This is a genomic window from Anabaena sp. CCY 9613 (assembly GCF_963920895.1).
GTDB lineage: Bacteria > Cyanobacteriota > Cyanobacteriia > Cyanobacteriales > Nostocaceae > Cyanocohniella.
This window is the reverse complement of record NZ_CAWUDE010000016.1, coordinates 59,626-79,984: the sequence shown is the minus strand read 5'-3', so window position 1 is coordinate 79,984 and position 20,359 is coordinate 59,626. Positions and strand designations below refer to the sequence as shown.

Genomic DNA, 20,359 nt, shown 5'->3' with positions numbered 1-20,359 from the left:
AACTAATAATTCATTGCTAATTTCTGAATTGTGAATTGATATCACCCTTCCCCACCAACTAAATTTATGTCTGTTTTATCTTCTACCCCTACAAACACACGCCCCCGTGACGTTCAAGTTGCCGAAATTAGTACAAACACCTTAGTTTTGCGATCGCGGACTTGGGAACGCCTCAAGTTTGAAGTTGAATACGCCCGCCAAAAAGGAACAACAGCTAATTCTTATCTCATCCAAGCTGAACGAACTGCTTTAATAGATCCTCCCGGCGAATCTTTTACCGAAATTTTTCTGCAAGAATTAGCAAAACATCTAGATTTAACTCAGTTAAATTACATCATTCTCAATCACGTCAATCCTAACCGGATGGCAACTTTAAAAGTTCTCCTTGCACAAGCACCCCAAGCCAAAATAGTTTGTTCTAAACCCGGTGCTAATGCCTTGAAAACAACTTTTCCCGAATGGATGTCGAACATTCAGTCTGTGCGTGAAGATACACTTGACTTGGGAGGAGAACATCAACTGCAATTTTTGACTGTACCCACTCCGCGTTGGCCTGATGGACTAATTACTTACGATGCTGCTACCCAAATTCTCTATACAGACAAGTTCTTCGGGGTTCATGTCTGTAACGATATCCTACTTGATGAAAACTGGAAGCAACTAGATGAGGATCGCCGCTACTATTTTGACTGTCTCCACGCTACCCAGTCTAAACAAGTGGAAACAGCTTTAGAAAAATTAGCCCCCTTCAAAACTAAATTCTACGCTCCCGGTCATGGCCCCATTGTGCGCTATAGTCTCAGCCGCTTTACTTATGATTACCGTCAATGGTGTCAGGAACAGAAAACCCAAGAATTGCGAGTTGCTTTGCTTTATGCTTCTGCTTACGGTAACACGGCGATATTAGCCCAGGCGATCGCTCAAGGTTTAATTGAAAATGGAGTTGCTGTAGAATCAATCAACTGTGAACTTACAGATTCCACCGAAATTACTCGTGCAGTAGAAGCTAGCGATGGCTTTATCATCGGTTCTCCGACCTTAGGTGGTCATGCACCTACTCAAATTCAAACTGCCTTGGGAATTATCTTATCTACAGCAACTAAAACTAAATTAGCGGGAGTTTTTGGTTCTTATGGTTGGAGTGGTGAGGCTGTTGATTTAATTGAAAGCAAATTACTAGATGCTAGTTTCCGTTTGGGGTTTGAAACTATCCGTGTTCGCTTCAGTCCCACTGAATTCACGTTGCAGCAGTGTCAAGATGCAGGAGCAGAATTTGCCCAAGTTTTAAAACAAAATAAAAAATTTCGTGTTCCTCGGCAAATTTTGACAGAAACGCATATTGATCGCACAGAACAAGCTGTGGGGCGGATCGCTGGTTCTCTATGTGTCCTCACACACCAACAAGACAATAGCCATAGTGGTATCTTGACATCTTGGGTATCCCAGGCTACCTTTAATCCCCCTGGTTTGATGATTGCGATCGCAGAAGATCAAAATGCTGATCTGCTCATTCATCCAGGTAATCAATTCGTCCTGAATATTCTCAAGGAAGGACGCAATCTGCGGCGATACTTCTCCTCTCGCAGTAGCACTGAAAACTCTTTTGCCGAATTAGGAATTAAAACTGCTAACAACGGTTGCTTGATTCTCAATAATGCCCTCGCTTATCTAGAATGTACTGTGCAACAGCAAATGACATGTGGCGATCGCTGGTTAATTTATGCAACTGTGAACAACGGGGAAGTATTAGAACCTATCGGTATTACCGCCATCCAGCAGCGCAAATCGGGTAGCCATTATTAAAAGGGTTTCAGCCTGGACATTATTCCTGACTTTTCACATCATGTGGAAAGGTCTACGGACAATATAACTTCCGCTCTCAGGACTTCAAAGTCTCTAACGCCACTTGCTACAACGCGGCGGCACTTCCTACTCTGCAAGAAGCCGCGCAGAGCGCGTCTACAAGTCGGGAAACCCGCCCAACGCAGTGGCTCCTCCTCGCAGGAGAGAGATTTAGAAAGAGGTTTTCCAGATATCGTGAAAAGTTAATTAGCCCAGCTCTCCTATGTCAAAATGAGAATAACTGAAGCGAAGGGCTACGCCCCGCCCTTGGTGAATGCTCCCAAAGCAAGACAAAGGATTGACCTGAGCAATGGCAGAAGAAAAAAATCACAATCAAGCGGGAGAGGTGGCTCCCAGCACTGTTGACAAACAGGCTCCCACTGTCACTGAAAAAAATGCTCCCAGCACTGACGAACCAGCAGCAACAGATATCCCTACTGCCAACACGCCAGATCCCAAAGCAGCGAACCCAGAAACTAACCCCAACACCGCCAAGCCAAAAGCTGCACCCCCCAAGGGAGATAAACCCCCCGTAGCAGCCAAAGCCGCGAAAAAGGAAAAACCTCCCGCTGTAGAAGATAAGCCGTTTGTAGAGTTCATGGAGCAACACTACTTACCATCTTTACAGAAAGCGATCGCCGAACAAGGTGTACAAGACTTAAATCTGTCTTTTGCCAAACAGAAGCTCCCTATCTCTGGCTTTCAATCAGCTGAAGAATGCTGGCAAGTTATTGGTAGTTGGCAAAATGGTCAGCGCCAGTTTAACTTGTATTTCCCTGACGAAGATATTAGCGGGAAAAAGGGATTTTCTTGTAATGAAGGGAAAAAACCTAGTACCCTTGAGTCATTCTTAATTGATGAACGGAGAATTACACTTGACCTTTTAGTATTTGGCTTATTACAACGTTTAAACGGTCAAAAGTGGTTAGGTAGAAATTAGTTAAGTTCATCAAAATTGTAGGTGACGGCTCCAGTAATGGGGTCGTTGTCTATTCTCACATAACCTGATTTCAACATTTCTTTGAGAGTAGATTCTACTTCCGCGAAGCTGGCTCCTGTGGCACTGACTCCTTGAGTCACAGTTAAAGCACCGCCCTTTTTTTCTGCGGCTTGAATCAGTGCTACCACAAGTTGATTGCCCGTGGGACGGTAAATTTGAGAGGCGATCGCAGGTTGATTCACAGGTACACCTAAAGAAGATAACCCTGCTTTAGCTCTGAGGTTCTCTTCGTACTCATTAACCATATTAGGGATAAGCAACAGATCCACGAATTGTCCTATCCCAAAAATCCCACCGGTAAACAGCCACAAAAGACCCGTCCCTATTTTGCCATTGTATAAACGATGCAGCCCTCCTAGTCCAAAAAACAACGCTGCACTCAAAATATAAGAGACAAGAAGACGGTCTTTATGCTGATTATTTTCCAGATTCATCTTGTTTTCAACCCTTTGGATTTTTTTTGTGATCTCAGATGGATTGTTGATGCTGTTTTGTTTGAGGAGTTATTTATACATGACTATGAGAGTGCGCCAATCTGCTGTCAAGCTAGTCCCTCACGGATAAAAGCCGACAATAAGGGCATGAAAATGTTTCTAACCATCTAGCCTCTAACCTCTAGTACAGCACGGCACAAGTGTGAATACCCTTGATATGACTACCAATTCTTGATTTTTAGTTCCGTAAATGTTGAAATATTGTTGCAACTCTTAACCTTTTATATACCTTTTTAACGGCTGCACCTTGGTAGACTGAAATTTATACAAATAAATTATTGTCGTCTCCTGCGCCTTGTGAGAGCATTATCCTTGGCTGACTGGTGTACTCAAGATAATAAAGAGAAAAGAGCAATCAAGACATGGTAGATTCCCTCCAAAAACCAGGCTTTGAAGAAATGCGCCCAGGGGTTAAAATCCCGGCAAAAGAAACTCTATTAACACCCCGGTTTTATACCACCGATTTTGATGAAATGGCACGGATGGACATATCCGTCAATGAAGACGAGTTACAAGCCATCCTCGAAGAGTTCCGTGCTGACTACAACCGTCATCACTTCGTTCGGGATGCCGAATTTGAACAATCCTGGGATCATATTGACGGGGAAACTCGCCAATTGTTTGTGGAATTCCTAGAACGGTCTTGTACAGCGGAATTTTCGGGATTTTTACTGTATAAAGAACTCGGCCGCCGTTTGAAGGGGAAAAGCCCTGTATTAGCTGAATGCTTCAACCTCATGTCAAGAGATGAAGCTCGTCATGCAGGCTTTTTGAACAAAGCGATGTCAGATTTTAATCTGTCACTAGATTTAGGCTTTTTGACTAAGAGCCGCGCTTACACCTTCTTTAAGCCTAAATTTATCTTCTACGCCACTTATCTTTCAGAAAAAATTGGTTATTGGCGGTATATCACCATTTATCGTCACCTAGAAGCAAATCCGGAAGATAGAATTTATCCGATTTTCCGCTTCTTTGAAAACTGGTGTCAAGATGAAAACCGTCATGGAGATTTCTTTGATGCCATCATGAGATCCCAGCCACAAATGTTGAATGACTGGAAAGCAAAGCTGTGGAGTCGCTTCTTCCTGTTGTCAGTGTTTGCGACAATGTATCTCAATGACATCCAGCGCAAAGACTTTTATGCTTCCATTGGGTTAGATGCACGGGAATACGACATCCATGTAATTAAAAAGACCAATGAAAATGCAGGTAGAGTCTTCCCATTAATGCTGGATGTAGAAAACCCAGAATTTTATCAGCGATTGGATGTATGTATCCAGAATAACGAAAAGTTAGCTGCGATCGCTAAGTCCAATACTCCCAAATTCCTGCAATTCTTCCAAAAGCTACCCATTTACGTTTCTCATGGCTGGCAGTTACTCAAGTTGTACTTGATGAAACCCATTGATACTGTTTCTACTCACGGAGCAGTTCGCTAAGTTATGAAGTTTTTATAAAATCTTTCGTGGTTCTGTGTTCAACAGAGCCACTTTTTTTATGCAAAACATTTAATATTGCCACAAAAATATAGCCTTTCTACATAATTTGATATTAAATCCACATAAAGCATCACGATTAAGTTTGGATTGCTGTATCTCTTTTTTAGACTAAGTTGCAAAATATTAATAATTACTAAGTTTGTATTTTTTATGGTGAATTATATAAAGAATCTGAAAATTTATCCAGTAAATTTTGACTTTTTTAGTAAATTACAGCACTTGAAAAAGCATCCCTAAGATGCAAATCGAATCAGCAGCAATTCACGCTTGTCACCGAGATTTTCTCCGCAGTATCCAGGTGCGTGCTAACTTAGTTGTACCAATTTTAACTCCTAAAGGATTATGGGGATTGCTAGTAGCACATCACTGTCAACAGCCTTATTCTTGGGCGCAATCTGATATCGAACTGATGCAAATAGCAGCGCAAACTTTAGCCACAGATCCATTAATCTTAGAGAGTTAGGCTTATTCAGGATCAGATAAATTTTTGTTTGTAGTCAGCGATTTATCGCTTTCTTGTGAAGTTTTAAAGGGATAGAGCCTCTAACTACGAACTTGAATTTTATTAAGTCTTTTTACTTAGGGGTTGGATTTATTATTGCCTACTTAACTCAAACAATAGGGAGCAAATTTCCTTAACTTAGCGTCAACAATAGTTGATAAATCTTGAGTTTACCCTGATGCACAAAAATTTTAGTAGTAAGCTGCCACTATTGCTAACATTCAGTTTATTTACTAGCTTTTTGCCTGCTTCTGGCTCCGTTTTATGTTCAGCTGTTGCCTCTGAAAAATTTGATAGCGTCAGCAGAAATTATGATAGATATGGAAGTAGAGGTACTGATGGGCGCTCTGGTAGAGATGGACGCGATGGTCAAAATCAAACTATTTTTGTCGATGGTTCATCGGTAAACCTCGATCTTTCAGGACAAGATGGCGAAGATGGTGAAGACGGCAGTCGTGGTTATCGACCTACTTGCCATAGGCAACTGGGCAACGTACACGATGACATTCACGCACCAAATGGTGGTACAGGTGGAAATGGCGGTAGAGGGGGAGATGGTGGAAATGGGGGTTTCCTCACCGTTCATTACACTGATTTAGCAGACTTACGAAATATTTTCGTCCGTACAACCCCAGGAGAAGGCGGACGTGGTGGCCGGGGTGGTAGCGGTGCATTAGGTTGTAGGTGTCATCGACGGAGTTGGGAAGTGCAAACCTGCACCGGAACTCCTGGTCAACCCAATTATAAATGTACCAAGAGGCATTACAGATGTTATGACGGCAGTTCTGGGAGCAGTGGTATGAATGGCAGAAATGGTAATAAAGGAGGCTTAGGAACCTTGAGCATTATTAACAGCAAGGAACCCTTAGCCGCCGATAATCCCACTCTCAAGCTACCAATTTCCGAACTTACTAGTCAACAATTCAACCTAGCAAAAAATAAGTGGAATATTCGCCAAGGAGCAACTTCTTTATTAGCCCCAGGTTCGGTAATTGCCGACGAGTACCGGGAATTTGAACAACGCTTAGAAGAGAATTTTCAACTTGTGTGGCAGGAAAAACAACCCATCACTAGCTTTGAAAATCAAACTGTAACAGTGAATTTAACTGACAGTAAGCAAGTGGAAATTACTTTTCCTGAAGATTTATGGGTGGAAGGCAATACAAAAACCGAGGCTAATTTGACCACATTTACTGTTAACCATGCGATTCCCCAAAAGGATGTGACGCGGTTAGCAGTAGCAAAGTTTGCAGATGCAGGGGAAAATCTCAAATTCAATCTTGTCGATTTGGCAGCAAAATCAGAAGTGATTCAAACTCAATTTCGGGTGAAATTTCGCGCACATGATAGGTTTGGCGGCTACAAAACTGAATATGACGGCGACATTCCTAACGAACTTGTCATCCGTGACCATAACCGTTTTATTCTTGCTTTGGGCAAACTAAAAATTCCTGATCATGCTCTAAGTCCTGGTGTCAACGTTGACATTGAGGTGGTAGCAACGCGCTCCTTAGGGGAACGTTCCGCACAGCAAACCATTAACTGGCAAAGTGCTATCCGCAGTCCTAGATAACATCTACCAAAAATTTAAGAGGGTTTTTTACCATCTGATACCATCTGTGCCAGAAGATTGCCGGCAAAATCTAGCAACTGATCCAGCAAAAAACCAATAATACCAATGTAAAGCACCGAGTCGATTATGTAATTGCTGTTGCCGGCTTTGTAAGCATTCCAAGCGAGAAATCCCAGTCCTTTGGGGCCTATCAGCATTTCTGTGGCAATAACTGTAAACCAAGCTACCCAAATACCCACTTTTAGAGCGTGAAATATATGAAAGATGGCTACGCGATAGTTATTGCTCTGTCTCAGAAAATGTTGCATACCTATGGCGGTATTAATAATCATCGACCAGAGAGTTCCTAGAAAAACAATGACTATAGTTGCAGGTTCACTGTTATCTCCAAAAACTACGAGTCCAATGGGTAGCAAGGCGATAGGAGGGATACTATGTGGTATTTGAAATACTCGCTTGAATATCTGATAAACAGCGGCATTTATACCTATGAAATAACCGACAAAACCACCTAAAACAGCGGCTGGAATGTAACCTACAAATAATTTTTGTAAGCTAGCTAAAACATCTAAAAATATACTAGGTTCCATGCCTCAGTTCTCATTTGGAACGTCTAGGGAATACTGCGGCAATCACACAAAATGGCGAATAGACAAACATTAAAAGGGTTATAAAAGTTTAGGGCTGTTTCATTTGGGCAATGCTAATTAACCAGCTAGAAAGCTTTTGCTATATAATAGTCTCACTTAACAAAGTTTTTTGTAGTGGGACATACTAGGCGCTGATATTGGTATTCTTAAATAATGAAATAGCCCTGATTAAAGTTTTCTTGAATTAAATTTACCAGAGAATAAAAATTTAATTCATAAATTAAATAAAATCTCAATAATTCATTTTCTGGATACTGTTAGTAAAAATCACATTAAAAATAATATTCACCCGCAAGCTAGAAGCCTGGGGCTACAAAAACAAAGCCTGCATAGGCAGGCTAATTATATAGATTTTGGGAAAATGGAATTAACTAATACTGTTCACCAATAACTAATTATTTCCCCAAATTGCGTTTCATTTGTTCCAACTCATCTTGAGTTTCCCAACGACGAAACTTTTCTTCTAAATCATCCAATCCACTAGAATAACTGCTAGTTGGACTCCACCAGCCATTGGTTTCTAAACGCTCCTGAGTTTGCGCTTGAGTGCGGGCTTTTTCGGCTTCAGTTGCTTTGGCTTGCACCTCTTGTCGCCGCACTTGAATTTTCCGCAGCAGTTCTTGAGATTGGGCGATGCGTTCTTTTAGCCCTTGCATATGTCCCCAACGCTGGTTACCTTCACGCAATAAGGCGGCTTCCCTATCTTGGGCTGCGGCTGCTAAATCTTGTCTACCAGCATCCTTGGCCTTTTGCACACGGATATGCCAACGTTGAATTTCTTGGGCGGTGGACAAAATTTCGTCTTGCGATCGCTTCTCTTGTAATTGTAAATCTGCAATCAATTTTAAAGTATCTTCCTCTTGCTGCCGCAGCTGTTCTAACAGCGCTTCTAACTCCAAATGTGGATTATTACGCAAGAATTCTTCTAAACGGTTTTCTAGAAACCGACTCAAATCATCAAATAAGCCCACGGACAGAACTCCAGAGGTCGAGTGTGTAACTAGTTTATTGTAGTAATTATTATGGTATGCCGAAAGTGAATTGTCATAGTATCCCTCTATGGGGTAGTCTCGATGATGTGGGACTTATGGTTTCAAATCCGTTAGGGTTATGTGTTTTACAAGGGTGTTACCCAATAGGTAATTCCCCGAACCACTTTATTTTGAAAACCAAATTGAGATAGTTCTTCCTCAGACAAACCGACATAAGTCCAATGGGGAACATCATTTTCTACAGTCTGAAACCAGCCATATTGATTGAGCGCTTGTCTTTGGCCATCATGAGAGACACGTAAATCTACCGCTAATCCCCAAAGATGTTGTGATGTTCCCGGTGGTGCAACTATGCCCAAAATTGCTGTTTCTTTACCTTGTTTGACTTTTTCTAAAGTTTTATTATTAGCATATTTGTGCCAAAATCTTAAATTCGTGGCAAAACTGCGAGTGCAATCACTAGCACCGTAACCAGATTTCAACGGAATATGTGTGAATTTTTGTGCTTTATTTAAAGCTGTAGCTGCCGACTCTTGTAAATAACAATCTCGACTGCCATCTACTTTTGCCATTTTCAGATTAGCTTGAAAATCAAGAGTTTCCTGCTCATCTGCAAAAATAACTGTTGATGGTAACGTAATTACTGATTCCTGATTTACCAATGCTGCACCGTATGCACGGAGTAAAATATATGCAAAAGTGTCAGCTTGGGGAATAGCTGTTAGATTACGAGCGATCGCAGATAAAAAACGTGCTTTGTCGCTCAATTCTAGATTAGGTGTATATCCCCGAAATCTTGATTTTGTTGATGTCTGATCACAGGGTAATGAATTATTAACTACGCAAGTATTGACTGAGCGATCGCTTGGTGTAAATTTGTCATGTTTTATGTTGCTACTAGAAATTATTGTCAAAGCAATAAAAATATAAATTACGAAAAATTTTATTTTTTTTGAGACATATTTCATATTCTCATAATATAAAGTTCCCATAATTTACTTTATAAAAAAAATGATGGAATTAAAATTAAAAAAATATCATTAATTTACCAAATAATCATATTTAAAAAAACTGAAATTAACTTCCTTGGCACCTTGGCGGGTCGTCTATAATTTTCAACTATTTTGATAGCTTATTTAACATCAAGATACCTCAATAAAACCACTAGATCGGTTAAAATTATTCATACACACTCAGCCTGCTAATCCTGTTAAGTATGACCATGCACAATTCCGTTGAATTCCAAGACGCTTTTGATGTCATTGTCGTCGGTGCAGGTCACTCCGGTTGCGAAGCCGCCCTGGCATCTGCCCGCCTCGGCTGTCGGACTCTGCTACTGACACTCAACTTGGATAAAATCGCTTGGCAACCTTGTAACCCAGCTGTAGGGGGCCCAGCTAAATCCCAGTTAACTCACGAAGTAGATGCACTCGGTGGGGAAATTGGTAAAGTGGCAGACCGCACTTATTTACAAAAACGTATCCTCAACTCTTCACGAGGCCCTGCGGTGTGGGCATTACGCGCTCAATCAGACAAGCGCGAATATGCCGCAGTCATGAAAACCATTGTCGAAAACCAAGAAAACTTAACCATCCGCGAAGGCATGGCCACAGACTTGGTGCTGGGTGCTAATGATGAAATCATTGGCGTTGAGACTTACTTTGGTGTAGCATTCCAATGCCAAGCCGTAATCTTGACAACCGGCACCTTCTTAGGCGGAAAAATTTGGGTTGGGAACAAATCCATGCCAGCAGGCCGGGCTGGGGAATTTGCGGCTGAGGGATTGACTGAAACTTTAAATCGTTTAGGTTTTGAAACCGGCAGACTAAAAACTGGTACTCCAGCCAGGGTAGACAAGCGCTCAGTTGACTACAGTAAAATGACCATCCAGCCAGGGGATGAAGAAGTCCGCTGGTTTAGTTTTGACCCCCAAGCTTGGGTAGAAAGAGAACAAATACCTTGTTACATTACCCGCACCACAGCCGAAACTCATCGCCTGATTCGAGAGAATTTACATCTATCTCCCGTTTATGGTGGATGGGTGGAAGCAAAAGGGCCTCGTTACTGCCCTAGCATAGAAGATAAGATTGTCCGCTTTGCCGATAAAGAAAGCCACCAAATATTTATTGAACCAGAAGGACGGGATATACCCGAACTATATATTCAAGGGTTTTCCACAGGATTGCCCGAAAATTTGCAACTGCAAATGTTACGTAGTCTCCCTGGTTTAGAAAACTGTTCGATGCTTCGTCCGGCTTATGCTGTGGAGTATGACTATTTACCAGCAACTCAATGTTTTCCCACACTGATGACCAAGAAAATTTCCGGGTTGTTTTGTGCAGGACAAATTAACGGCACCACTGGCTACGAAGAAGCAGCAGCCCAAGGAATTGTTGCGGGAATTAATGCTGCGCGGTTGGTTCGCGGTCAAGAAATGATTATTTTCCCCCGTGAGCAAAGTTATCTAGGGACACTGGTTGATGATTTGTGTACTAAAGACTTGCGTGAACCTTACCGGATGCTCACCAGTAGGTCTGAATATCGCCTACTACTGCGGTCTGACAATGCCGACCAACGCATGACACCCCTGGGACGAGAAGTTGGCTTAATTGACGATCGCAGATGGAATTTATTTACCCAAAAACAAACCCAGATTACTACAGAAAAAGCCCGTTTATATGCTACCAGAGTCAAAGAACACGAAGAAATAGGCCAGGCGATCGCTTCTGCATCTGGTCAAGCAATTAAAGGTTCCATTACCCTCGCTGACTTACTCCGCCGTCCAGGATTTCATTATGTTGACCTCGAAAGTCATGGATTAGGCAACCCCCACCTCCAGCAAGCCGAGAAAGAAGGAGCAGAAATTGACATTAAATATTCTGGCTATCTAGCTAGACAACAAAATCAAATTGACCAGATTGCCCGTCAAGCACACCGCCAGTTACCTGCGGATTTAGACTACACAACAATTGATACCTTATCTAAAGAAGCACGGGAAAAACTCAGTAAGGTCAAACCGCTGACTCTCGGTCAAGCAGCACGCACTGGTGGCGTTAATCCGGCTGATATCAACGCCTTGCTAATATATTTAGAATTGCGTAAAACCAAGAACCAGTCAGAGTTTCGGGCGTTAGCTTAACTTAAACTTCATCAAGGTTGAGTATAGTAGATATGAAGGAGTTAGTATGATAGATGACATGACTTCAGTAATGGCATCGTCAGCGGTCTCCAGATTGAAGTTGAATTTAATACACCAAGCTACTAACTCTTCTAGTTGCAAGAGAGCTTGAAACCTTCTGCAAAAATCCTGATTTCCAGGTAATAGGGGCGGCATTGCCCCGTCCTGGCAGCCACAACCCAAAATGCCTTATGTTACAAGCAGCCAGAACCCATCTCATTATTCCAGAACCATCAGAGGACTTGATCACCAACGAACCTTGGTCGATAGAATTCTATGCTGATGGTTTGATGGATGAACTTTTTGCCGATATTGACGAAATTTTGGATGTTAGTGGGAATCTGCCTTCCCAAACTTTAAGGCATGGCAGTCGTACACCACGCATTATCGAAGAAACCTCGGCAAGCCATTGGTTTTCTCCATCAAGTCAATCTGCTACCGCAGTAGCTTCAGAATATGAGCATCTGTCAACTATTAATGTGCCGCAGATTGTCTTACCAAATTCCCTAACTCGCACAGGCAAAACGGTTCCTCAAGTGAGGAACAAGCAAGTGAGTACAGTTGTAGTTGACAAGCCTGGGGTAATTAGTAGACCCCTGAGAACTAGGCAATCCTGGAAAAAACTGTTGATTGCTGGAACAACTATTGGTGTGGCCATCGCTGGGACAATTTACTTGGTAAACTCTGGATTGCTGATTCTGTTTACTTCCAAATTAACCCAGCCAGAACTTTATCTACAGCAGACCCAAAGACAGGTAACTACCAAGGTAGATGTCCAAGCAGAGTTAGTTAACTATATGCTGGGAGCGCTGGCAATTATCGAGAAACAAGGGGAAGCCAGTAATCGCCAATTTGGTAACACCAGATTCAACAATCGCGGAATTTCCAACCCTTCAAACTTAGCTGTAGCTAGCAATCAATCCATTGGTGATTTAGCGCCACCTCTAGCTGCTAACAATGCATCACCCACAAACCGTTCTACAAGTGTCGTCGAGCGCATTTACGTTCCTGTTTATCAAGCGCCTTCGCCCATGCGCTATGCGCCACCAGCTACTCCTGGTGCGGCAACACAAACGTCACAGGTAGCAAAGAATCAATCTGATGCCGTGAAAACTGCCATGAACACAGCGCAACCGCCAGCCAAGCCTGCGGATGTGAATATGGTAGCCTCGGCCGTGCGTCCAGAATTGAAACCTGTAACTGTACAATCTGCACCAATTACCGTGCGACAGCAACCCGCGTCTTTACCTGGATTGCCAGTGGCCCCACTACGTCCAGCAGTACCTAGTCAACCTGCACCAGCAGTTACTCAGCAACAGGCATATGTACCCATTTCTGCCGCAACTGTTGCTAACCATACCTTAGAGGGGTTAATGGAATTAGGTGAGAAATCCGTGGCTTTATTTCAAATTGAAGGTGTAACTCGCCGGGTAAATATGGGAGAAAGCATTGGTGTCAGTGGTTGGACGCTAGTTGATGTGAGTAATGGTGAAGCGATCGTTCGTCGTAATGGCGAAGTGCGATCAATCTTTGCAGGGCAGAGATTGTAAAACTTGTAATGCTTTGGAGCTAGCTTGTCTTACTTTCATCTTCAGGCGTGCCTATCTGGGGTAATTTACAATTGATTTTGTAGACTGCGGCTGCATCTACTCAATATTGTTTATGAAATATTTTTTTGCCGAGATAGCTATGCTGAATTATCTCTAGCATAGAGAGTGTATCATTGATACTAGTTAATTAGTCAATAATACAGAAACTTTTCAGATTTTAGCTTCTTTGGTAATGTCCATTTAACCTGGTTTATACAGATAAAAAACAATGTGCTGACGGGGTGAGGAATCTTTGTTGGTATTTTCCGCATCCTGTCAAAACTCAGCATATTGGAGAGGTCAATTTAAGCGATCGCTTTACTAGTTGGTATATTTGTATAAGTAGGCTTAATACCTGCTCTAACCATCATGAATTACGAAGCTACATTTAAAGAAATTGCATCTGAAGTGCAGTTATTCCAAAAAATTGAGCAAAAAGAAAGATTTATTTTTGTCATTGGTGCATTGACATCTCGGTTGATTAGTTTGCATAAAGCCGCCGAAATCATGGAAATGGATACAGAGATGTTTTTGAAACTTTTAGAATTAATGGGTATAGATTTCTCTTATCTTACTGTTGAGGATATCTCTAGAGAGCAAACCTGGTAAGCTTAATGAAGATAGTATTTAATTCTTCCCCATTGATATTTTTATCTAGGCTAGATTTTCTTCATTTATTTCTTTCCACAGAATCAGAATTTTTCTTGCCAAAAACTGTTGAAGCAGAAATTAATTCTAAACAGGATAAATCATCTGAATCTATTAATATCCTAATCAGCAATCAAAAATTAATAGTTAAAAAAGTACAGTTAGCATCTTTAGCTAATAGATTACATGAACGTTTAGGAATAGGAGAATCGGAAGCAATTACTTTAGGGGTAGAATTACAAACTGATTATATAATTCTGGATGATTTTGCAGCTAGAAAAGAAGCAATAAGATTAGGCTTAAATGTTAAAGGTACTCTAGCTGTTATTCGTAAATTACAAATTGAAGATAAAATTATGATTCCTGATTTAGATATACTGTATAAAAAAATAATAGATGTTAATTTTAGAGTAAAACGGGAAATTTTTGATAGTGTTTTTGAAGATTAAAAATTACCCTTGTGGTGTCTAAAAAGGGTTGGCGAACTAACCTGTATAATCGCTGTAAATGCCTGAAGATGTGCAATTGATGATTGCAAATGCTAGGTAGGTAGGTAGGTAGGTAGGTAGGTAGATAAATACGTGTACTAATATTAAGCGATCGCACCCTCATATCAAAGAATGCGATCGCCTGGGCGCAACGAAACTGAGATTACTGATCAACCACCAGCCACAGCCGGGACAATACTCACTTCATCACCATCTTTTAGGGGTGTATCTATCCCTTCTAAAAAGCGAATATCTTCGCTATTAACATATAAATTTAAAAAGCGTCGCGGCTGTCCTTTTTCATCGCACAAGCGTGATTTGATACCAGGGCAGTTTTCCTCTAAGGAATCAAATAGTTCGCCAATGTTGGTACCACTACAGGTTAGGGTAGCTTGGTTATTGGTAAATTTTTGCAGAGCAGTAGGAACTAAAACTGTAACAGCCATAGAAGTAGAAATTTAGGAGTGAAAAGTCAGGAGTTAAGAGTCAAGTTAATAGTTGAAAGTTAGGAAAGAAACTCTTAACTCACAAGTTATAACTAAACGAGGACTTGTTGCCATTCTAAGCGGTCAAGTGTGCGAGAGCGCTCTAGGGCACGTTCAAAACTATCGAGTTTGGCATCAATTGTCAAAGGTTCGCCAACGTAGCCTTGGACAGCTTCTTGGGTTTTCAAACCATTGCCAGTGATATAAACCACGGTAGTTTCATCTGGGTCAATTTTGCCAGCTTCTACTAGTTTTTTCAGCACGGCAATAGTTGTACCACCTGCTGTTTCTGTGAAAATGCCTTCTGTTTCTGCTAGCAGCTTGATTCCTTCAATAATTTCTGCATCATTGACTGATTCAATGTTACCGCCAGTTTTTTGGGCAAGCTCAACAGCATAAACACCGTCGGCGGGATTGCCAATGGCGAGTGATTTAGCAATTGTATTCGGTTTCACTGGTTTAATAAAGTCGCGTCCTTCTTTGAAGGCTTGGGCGATGGGTGAACAACCTTCAGCCTGCGCGCCACTAAAGCGGACATCTTTAGCGTCTACTAAACCCACTTCTACAAATTCTTGGAAACCTTTATAAATTTTGGTAAATAGTGAACCAGATGCTAAAGGAGCAACAACATGATCTGGTAGTTCCCAACCTAATTGTTCTGCAACTTCAAAGCCCAGGGTTTTGGAACCTTCAGAATAATAAGGACGTAGATTAATATTGACAAAACCCCAGCCATGTGTATTGGCAACTTCCGAACACAGACGATTTACCTGGTCATAATTACCCTTCACTGCCATGAGTGTGGGACTATAAATTAAGCTCCCCAGGATTTTACCAGCTTCTAAATCTGCGGGAATAAATACACAACAATCTAAACCGGCGTGGGCGGCGATCGCAGCTGTAGAATTTGCCAAGTTACCAGTGCTAGCACAGGAAACAGTAGTAAAACCTAATTCACGTGCGCGGCTCAGAGCCACTGACACCACCCGATCCTTAAAGCTAAGGGTGGGCATATTCACAGCATCATTTTTGATGTAAAGCTTATTTAGACCCAGGCGACGAGCAAGACGGTGGGAACGTACCAGGGGAGTCATACCTGTTCCCACATCAATCACATTGTCAGTTGCAACAGGCAAAAAGGGACGGTAACGCCAAATTGAATTGGGCCCGGCGGCTATTTTTTCACGGGTGATGGTCAGGCGTAGCTCACTGTAGTCGTATTTGACTTCCAGTGGCCCAAAGCATAATTCACAAACATGACTGGCTTGGAGTTCGTATTCCGCGCCACATTCCTTACACTTCAAAGCTTTTAAAGTGGCGTTTGTTGTTTGGGTGTCTTTAGTTATTGCCTGAGTCATAAATGAAGCCTTCCCTGTTTGTCAGTCAACTGTCGCCTGATAGTAACACGAGTAAAAATACCCGTCAAACATACCCGACAAAAATAGTCGGGTATTGTTAAGTAGTTAATCTCACACTCAGGTGTAACACTGACTCAAACCCTTAGATAGAGCAGTCAAACAGGGATGACACACCATTAGTCAGAGGAGAAGGGACTTCTGACTTTTTAGGATGGACGGGAGAACACAAAAGCTTTGAAGTACTAAGAGTAGAGACTGATTTTTGTTAATCTCGACTAGGCGATCGCTCTGAGTAATCAAGGCACAAAACAGGAGCCATCCCTATGACAATGACAGGACTAGATATCTTCGATACAACAGTTCAGACGACAATTCCTTGGGTAAATGACTTGTGTAATCAGTTGGGCTGGGAAAGTAAACACCAAGTCTTTCAGGCGTTGCGTGCCACATTACACGCTCTGCGCGATCGCCTGACGGTAGCAGAAGCAGCACATTTAGGAGCGCAATTACCCATTCTCTTAGGGGGATTTTATTACGAAAACTGGCGACCTGGCGCAACTCCCACTAAAGAAAGGAATAAAGAAGCATTTTTACAGCATATCCGTGATTATTTCCGCAACATTGACCCCGAAGTTGATGCTGAACGGGTTGTGCGTGCGGTATTCCAGCTACTTTCTGAGCGAGTTACTCAAGGCGAAATTGAAGATGTGATTAATATGATGCCGCCGGCTTTGCGAGAACTCTGGCCTGAAGAAGTCCGAGCTTAAACTTTTGATTTCTGCTGACGTTCGTAAATTGGTAAAAAAGCGGTTGGCATATTGAACCAACTGCTTTTTAATGTAGCTAAAATTATGGATAAATTTTCTTAACTTACCCCTTGCTGTCATGACTACAGTTAGCGAATATTTATTCCATCGATTAGAAAGCTTAGGTGTCCAACATATATTTGGTGTACCCGGAGACTATGTACTAGATTTAATGGATGTCTTGAATCAAACTCCCATCAATTTAATTTGTAATTGTAATGAATTGAATGCTGGCTATGCCGCAGATGCCTATGCACGAGTCAGAGGTTTAGGTGCAGTTTGTGTTACCTACGGTGTTGGTGTTTTTAGTTTAGTTAATGCCGTAGTTGGTGCTTATGCGGAACGAGTTCCCCTGGTAGTAATTAGTGGTGCGCCTAACAGTTCAGTGAAAAAAAGTAACTTGCTTTTGCATCACACCACGGGAGACTATAATCTCCAGCTTTCCATTATGGAAAAAATCACAGTTGCTGCCGTCAACCTTACGAAAGCCAGTCAAGCAGCGAGTCAAATTGATCAAACCCTGGCGGCTTGTCTTCATTACAAACGACCTGTTTATATCGAAATTCCCTTAGATTTAGTTCATCAACCTTGCACTCTACCGGAAACTCAACCACCCTCGTTATTCAAGTTAAACAATCCTGAAACATTACCAGAAGCTTTAGAAGAAGCAGTAGAAGAGGCAGTTGACTTATTAGAGAAAGCACAGCGTCCCGTAATTTTAGCGGGTGTTGAATTTAATCGGTTTCGGTTACAAAATAAACTGCTGCAACTTTTAGCAACTACTGGTTATCCCCTCGCTACCACCATGCTGGGTAAATCTTGCATTTCGGAAATGCATCCGCAATTTATTGGTAACTATGTAGGAGCTTTAAGTCGGGATGATGTGAGTCAACGTATCGAAACGGCTGACTGTATATTGTGTCTAGGCGCGATTATGTCTGATATGAATTTGGGAGTATATACAGCTAACCTGGATGAGCGTAAGTTAATTAATGCCAATTCAGAGAAAGTCAAAATTAAGCATCATTTTTATCAACCTGTTTATCTCGGAGATTTCATTGATGGTTTAATTGCCAAGCTTCAGAAAAAAGACAGTGTAAATTTGGAAATCACTCCAGCTTCAGATGTACTTTTTAAAAGTTTTATTTCCCAACCTGAAAACAAACTGACAAATCGGCGCTTTTATGAACGCATCAATCATTTTCTAGAAGATGGTTTTATTGTAATTGCTGATACGGGAGATGCAATTATCTCCACAATGGATTTATTAATGCCTCAAAAAACAGATTTTATTGGACAAGCCTTTTATTTATCCATTGGTTATTCTATTCCCGCCTGTTTGGGTGCAGCGATGGCAGACCCTTATCGCCGCCCGATGGTTTTTGTGGGAGATGGAGCTTTTCAAATGACGGCTCAAGAATTATCCACGATTATTAGATATCAACTCAACCCGATTATTTTCCTCATTAATAATGATGGTTATACCATTGAGCGCGTAATTCAAGATGGCCCTTATAATGATATCCAACCTTGGAAATATCATCAAATGCCGCAAATTTTTGGCGAAAGTTGGAGTTGTGAAGTGACCACAGAAGGCGAATTAGAAGCAGCTTTATCCCAAGCTAAAGCTAATACTGACTGTGTTTCTTTTATTGAAATTCACCTCGATAGATTTGATTGTTCTCAAGGATTAACTCGCCTTGGTAAAGCTGTAAGTAAAAAGCCTCACACCATACCAATAAACCAAACGAGAAACTCAGATGTAGTTGGACTTTCTTAATTACGTATCGCTAAAGCGAAAGCTTCGCTAACGCGCAGCGTTTCCGATAGCGCAGCGTAGCGTAAAGCCTAACGGCATAGCTGCGCTTAGAGCCATAGGAAATATTACGAATTAAAAATTAGCCCCCACTCACAGGTGGAATTAGTACAACTTCATCGCCATCTTGCAGCAGGCTATCTGGTGCAACAAATATTAAATTAATGCCAAAACGAGTGATATCGCGCCATTTAGTCAGTTCTGGGTGTTCAGCAATCAGGCGATCGCATACTGCGCTGACTGGTGTATCCTGGGGCAATTCCAGTATCAGTTCTGGCACACCATAGGCTTCTTGATAAGCTGCGAACAACTTGACGGTAACTGTAATTGTAGACTGGGACATAAAAAAAATGAGAATAGTCTGGGATTTACACCCTAGACTAGAGTCAAGAGTGAAACTTGTAATCTATTACTCATAGCTTAAAGCTTTTGTACTCAGCATAGCTGGGCTGTTTCATTTTTTCAAAGCCTTACAGGTTAATGGGCAATCAAATGATATGCTATGCGATAAGCGCGGTAGCGTGCCGGAGGCTCTAGCCATGCCCTCCGGGCTTATCGCCTCCGGTAGGCGCTTTGCGCCATCGCCTCTAGCGCTGCACCCTGCGTCATTGCTCTCAAAAATGTAACAGAGACTACTTCTAGATTGACATAAATCTATGTCTGGGGAATTATGAATCCAAAATCAATGCTGCTTATACTTCAACTCAAGTAGGCAACTACTTAATACGTAACAAACTCCTCCATGTAGGGCATTCAGATTAGCCAATCTGGTGAGAGCATCTCAAAAAATCTGCTCTAATTTTTGGAAATCACGCTGCACCTCAAGCCACAAAGCCTTATTGTTAGGGTCTGTCTTGAGGGCTTTTTTGAGGTAAATCCTGGCTTTTAACAGTTGATTTTCCGAAATTAAAGCCCGTCCCCAAATCTGATAAGCAACAGCTTGCCATTGGCGCACTTCTGCATCTGTGGGTAAACGTGCAGCCAAAGCTTCCGCGAGAGCGATCGCTTGGGGAAATCTTCTTTCTTTTAAAAACCGTTGCAATTGCTCATAAGTCTTCCACTTGAGCCGCTGTTCTATTTCTCCAATGTTGGGCGGCTTGGGTGGTGGTGGTTTTTCAGCGGTTACAGTGGCTGCTGGTGTTTTTTCTGGGCGGGTAGCATTTGTCTGGTCATGCCCAGACGCATAAGATTGACTTGAAGGTGGGGCTATCTCCTCGGAAGGTACTACTGTTAAAAGGAGTCTGTAAGCCTCTGTCAAAGCAATAAACTTATCTTTAGCTCTTATATCGCTGGGATTGATATCGGGATGATATTGCTGCGCCAATCGCCTGTACGACGATTTTATGTCAGCAAACGAAGCGCCCGACCTTAAACCTAATAAACGGTAGCAATCTCCAAGATCCATTTTGATCTATCAGCTATCTAATAATTAGCTTTCG

18 protein-coding genes and 1 pseudogene are annotated in these 20,359 nt (G+C 41.8%); 11 read left to right on the top strand and 8 right to left on the bottom strand.

Features of this window, described 5'->3' with window-relative positions; all coding sequences use genetic code 11:
- Nucleotides 1–66: 66 nt before the first annotated feature.
- Nucleotides 67–1,803, top strand: coding sequence for a diflavin flavoprotein (locus tag ACM0OT_RS18200; RefSeq protein ID WP_414565827.1), 1,737 nt, complete (start codon nucleotides 67–69; stop codon nucleotides 1,801–1,803).
- A 349-nt stretch (nucleotides 1,804–2,152) separates the two neighbouring features.
- Nucleotides 2,153–2,782, top strand: coding sequence for a DUF2996 domain-containing protein (locus ACM0OT_RS18195; RefSeq protein ID WP_414565826.1), 630 nt, complete (start codon nucleotides 2,153–2,155; stop codon nucleotides 2,780–2,782).
- Here the strand turns inward: ACM0OT_RS18195 and ACM0OT_RS18190 are convergent.
- Nucleotides 2,779–3,276, bottom strand: a complete 498-nt coding sequence (locus ACM0OT_RS18190; protein ID WP_414565825.1) for a TM2 domain-containing protein — start codon at nucleotides 3,274–3,276, stop codon at nucleotides 2,779–2,781. The genes ACM0OT_RS18195 and ACM0OT_RS18190 overlap by 4 nt on opposite strands.
- A 422-nt stretch (nucleotides 3,277–3,698) precedes the next feature.
- Here ACM0OT_RS18190 and acsF point away from each other — a divergent pair, with 422 nt between their 5' ends.
- From acsF to ACM0OT_RS18175, 3 genes and pseudogenes are all read left to right on the top strand, one after another.
- The gene (acsF, locus tag ACM0OT_RS18185; RefSeq protein WP_414565824.1) at nucleotides 3,699–4,775 is read left to right on the top strand and encodes a magnesium-protoporphyrin IX monomethyl ester (oxidative) cyclase; all 1,077 of its coding nucleotides are present in this window, start codon (nucleotides 3,699–3,701) and stop codon (nucleotides 4,773–4,775) included.
- Between the two features lie 304 nt (nucleotides 4,776–5,079).
- Nucleotides 5,080–5,298, top strand: a pseudogene (locus tag ACM0OT_RS18180) (GAF domain-containing protein); the annotation flags it as partial.
- 217 nt (nucleotides 5,299–5,515) lie between these two features.
- Nucleotides 5,516–6,910 (top strand): collagen-like protein, encoded by a 1,395-nt coding sequence (locus ACM0OT_RS18175; RefSeq protein WP_414565823.1) that lies wholly within the window; start codon nucleotides 5,516–5,518, stop codon nucleotides 6,908–6,910.
- A 14-nt stretch (nucleotides 6,911–6,924) separates the two neighbouring features.
- Here ACM0OT_RS18175 and ACM0OT_RS18170 read toward each other — a convergent pair whose 3' ends face one another.
- From ACM0OT_RS18170 to ACM0OT_RS18160, 3 genes are all read right to left on the bottom strand, one after another.
- A complete protein-coding gene (locus tag ACM0OT_RS18170) occupies nucleotides 6,925–7,500 on the bottom strand; it encodes an ABC transporter permease (RefSeq protein WP_414565822.1) in 576 nt (191 codons plus the stop codon).
- A 455-nt stretch (nucleotides 7,501–7,955) separates the two neighbouring features.
- The gene (locus ACM0OT_RS18165) at nucleotides 7,956–8,531 is read right to left on the bottom strand and encodes a TIGR04376 family protein (protein WP_414565821.1); all 576 of its coding nucleotides are present in this window, start codon (nucleotides 8,529–8,531) and stop codon (nucleotides 7,956–7,958) included.
- Nucleotides 8,532–8,677: 146 nt separating this feature from the next.
- Nucleotides 8,678–9,520: a M15 family metallopeptidase gene (locus ACM0OT_RS18160; RefSeq protein ID WP_414565820.1), complete on the bottom strand. Its 843-nt coding sequence runs from the start codon at nucleotides 9,518–9,520 to the stop codon at nucleotides 8,678–8,680.
- Between the two features lie 248 nt (nucleotides 9,521–9,768).
- Between ACM0OT_RS18160 and mnmG the strand changes: the two genes are divergently transcribed.
- The 4 genes from mnmG to ACM0OT_RS18140 all read left to right on the top strand — a co-directional run bounded on the left by mnmG (nucleotide 9,769) and on the right by ACM0OT_RS18140 (nucleotide 14,416).
- A complete protein-coding gene (gene mnmG / locus ACM0OT_RS18155) occupies nucleotides 9,769–11,691 on the top strand; it encodes a tRNA uridine-5-carboxymethylaminomethyl(34) synthesis enzyme MnmG (RefSeq protein WP_414565819.1) in 1,923 nt (640 codons plus the stop codon).
- Between the two features lie 230 nt (nucleotides 11,692–11,921).
- On the top strand, nucleotides 11,922–13,280 hold the full coding sequence (locus tag ACM0OT_RS18150; RefSeq protein ID WP_414565818.1) for a hypothetical protein: 1,359 nt from the start codon (nucleotides 11,922–11,924) through the stop codon (nucleotides 13,278–13,280).
- A gap of 408 nt (nucleotides 13,281–13,688) precedes the next feature.
- Nucleotides 13,689–13,928 (top strand): UPF0175 family protein, encoded by a 240-nt coding sequence (locus ACM0OT_RS18145; protein WP_414565817.1) that lies wholly within the window; start codon nucleotides 13,689–13,691, stop codon nucleotides 13,926–13,928.
- 5 nt (nucleotides 13,929–13,933) lie between these two features.
- Complete coding sequence (locus ACM0OT_RS18140) at nucleotides 13,934–14,416, top strand: DUF3368 domain-containing protein (protein ID WP_414565816.1); 483 nt, start codon at nucleotides 13,934–13,936, stop codon at nucleotides 14,414–14,416.
- Nucleotides 14,417–14,625: 209 nt separating this feature from the next.
- Here the strand turns inward: ACM0OT_RS18140 and ACM0OT_RS18135 are convergent, their stop codons facing one another.
- Entirely contained in the window at nucleotides 14,626–14,901 is a 276-nt protein-coding gene (locus ACM0OT_RS18135; protein WP_414565815.1) for a MoaD/ThiS family protein, read from the bottom strand.
- A 92-nt stretch (nucleotides 14,902–14,993) separates the two neighbouring features.
- Nucleotides 14,994–16,298 carry a threonine synthase gene (gene thrC / locus ACM0OT_RS18130; RefSeq protein WP_414565814.1) on the bottom strand — a complete coding sequence of 435 codons (1,305 nt, stop codon included), beginning with the start codon at nucleotides 16,296–16,298 and terminating at the stop codon, nucleotides 14,994–14,996.
- A 323-nt stretch (nucleotides 16,299–16,621) separates the two neighbouring features.
- On the opposite strand from thrC, the gene ACM0OT_RS18125 reads away from it, so the two are divergent.
- Both ACM0OT_RS18125 and ACM0OT_RS18120 read left to right on the top strand, forming a co-directional pair.
- Nucleotides 16,622–17,065 (top strand): DUF2267 domain-containing protein, encoded by a 444-nt coding sequence (locus ACM0OT_RS18125; RefSeq protein ID WP_414565813.1) that lies wholly within the window; start codon nucleotides 16,622–16,624, stop codon nucleotides 17,063–17,065.
- Between the two features lie 118 nt (nucleotides 17,066–17,183).
- Nucleotides 17,184–18,884, top strand: a complete 1,701-nt coding sequence (locus ACM0OT_RS18120; protein WP_414565812.1) for an alpha-keto acid decarboxylase family protein — start codon at nucleotides 17,184–17,186, stop codon at nucleotides 18,882–18,884.
- 118 nt (nucleotides 18,885–19,002) lie between these two features.
- On the opposite strand, the gene ACM0OT_RS18115 is transcribed toward ACM0OT_RS18120, so the two are convergent.
- Nucleotides 19,003–19,263, bottom strand: a complete 261-nt coding sequence (locus tag ACM0OT_RS18115; RefSeq protein ID WP_414565811.1) for a MoaD/ThiS family protein — start codon at nucleotides 19,261–19,263, stop codon at nucleotides 19,003–19,005.
- A 438-nt stretch (nucleotides 19,264–19,701) separates the two neighbouring features.
- On the bottom strand, nucleotides 19,702–20,325 hold the full coding sequence (locus ACM0OT_RS18110) for a J domain-containing protein (protein WP_414565810.1): 624 nt from the start codon (nucleotides 20,323–20,325) through the stop codon (nucleotides 19,702–19,704).
- Nucleotides 20,326–20,359 lie beyond the last annotated feature (34 nt).

Excerpts from the sequence above, each read along its gene's own strand:
- ACM0OT_RS18200 (WP_414565827.1), top strand. The coding sequence starts at position 67 with ATGTCTGTTTTATCTTCTACCCCTACAAACACACGCCCCCGTGACGTT.
- ACM0OT_RS18115 (WP_414565811.1), bottom strand. The coding sequence starts at position 19,263 with ATGTCCCAGTCTACAATTACAGTTACCGTCAAGTTGTTCGCAGCTTAT.
- ACM0OT_RS18150 (WP_414565818.1), top strand. The coding sequence starts at position 11,922 with ATGTTACAAGCAGCCAGAACCCATCTCATTATTCCAGAACCATCAGAG.
- ACM0OT_RS18170 (WP_414565822.1), bottom strand. The coding sequence starts at position 7,500 with ATGGAACCTAGTATATTTTTAGATGTTTTAGCTAGCTTACAAAAATTA.
- ACM0OT_RS18140 (WP_414565816.1), top strand. The coding sequence starts at position 13,934 with ATGAAGATAGTATTTAATTCTTCCCCATTGATATTTTTATCTAGGCTA.
- ACM0OT_RS18120 (WP_414565812.1), top strand. The coding sequence starts at position 17,184 with ATGACTACAGTTAGCGAATATTTATTCCATCGATTAGAAAGCTTAGGT.
- ACM0OT_RS18190 (WP_414565825.1), bottom strand. The coding sequence starts at position 3,276 with ATGAATCTGGAAAATAATCAGCATAAAGACCGTCTTCTTGTCTCTTAT.
- ACM0OT_RS18135 (WP_414565815.1), bottom strand. The coding sequence starts at position 14,901 with ATGGCTGTTACAGTTTTAGTTCCTACTGCTCTGCAAAAATTTACCAAT.
- ACM0OT_RS18110 (WP_414565810.1), bottom strand. The coding sequence starts at position 20,325 with ATGGATCTTGGAGATTGCTACCGTTTATTAGGTTTAAGGTCGGGCGCT.
- acsF (WP_414565824.1), top strand. The coding sequence starts at position 3,699 with ATGGTAGATTCCCTCCAAAAACCAGGCTTTGAAGAAATGCGCCCAGGG.
- ACM0OT_RS18195 (WP_414565826.1), top strand. The coding sequence starts at position 2,153 with ATGGCAGAAGAAAAAAATCACAATCAAGCGGGAGAGGTGGCTCCCAGC.
- ACM0OT_RS18175 (WP_414565823.1), top strand. The coding sequence starts at position 5,516 with ATGCACAAAAATTTTAGTAGTAAGCTGCCACTATTGCTAACATTCAGT.
- thrC (WP_414565814.1), bottom strand. The coding sequence starts at position 16,298 with ATGACTCAGGCAATAACTAAAGACACCCAAACAACAAACGCCACTTTA.
- ACM0OT_RS18125 (WP_414565813.1), top strand. The coding sequence starts at position 16,622 with ATGACAATGACAGGACTAGATATCTTCGATACAACAGTTCAGACGACA.
- mnmG (WP_414565819.1), top strand. The coding sequence starts at position 9,769 with ATGACCATGCACAATTCCGTTGAATTCCAAGACGCTTTTGATGTCATT.
- ACM0OT_RS18160 (WP_414565820.1), bottom strand. The coding sequence starts at position 9,520 with ATGAAATATGTCTCAAAAAAAATAAAATTTTTCGTAATTTATATTTTT.
- ACM0OT_RS18145 (WP_414565817.1), top strand. The coding sequence starts at position 13,689 with ATGAATTACGAAGCTACATTTAAAGAAATTGCATCTGAAGTGCAGTTA.